At 48.2% G+C, this 280-nt stretch carries 1 protein-coding gene; it reads right to left on the bottom strand.

Translation table 11 applies throughout. The annotated features are described in order from the left end of the window. Window positions 1–280: methyl-accepting chemotaxis protein (locus tag BCT81_RS20880; RefSeq protein WP_241908250.1), on the bottom strand; the 280-nt coding region annotated here is incomplete at both ends.

Raw genomic sequence — 280 nt, 5'->3', positions numbered from 1 at the left:
CTTCAATGGCTGCATTCAGTGCGAGTAGGTTCGTCTGTTCTGCAATGCCGCGAATTACGTCTAGGATTGAGCCAATTTGGCTACTCATCTGCTGCAGTTCACCCACTGCACTTACCGACTCAGTTAGGCGAGTTTCCAGTTGGTTGATGGTGCTGATGTTGGTGTTCATGATCTGACGACCCGATTCAGAAGCCGTCTCGACTTGTTGAACCATAGTCAAAGAGCTTTGTGCACTATTAGCCACTTCTTGTACAGAGTGAGACATCTCTGTCATCGCAGT

The organism is Vibrio sp. 10N.261.52.A1 (assembly GCF_002876325.1).
GTDB lineage: Bacteria > Pseudomonadota > Gammaproteobacteria > Enterobacterales > Vibrionaceae > Vibrio > Vibrio chagasii.
The sequence above is the reverse complement of the archived record's forward strand: the minus strand, read 5'-3'. Positions and strand labels throughout refer to the sequence as shown.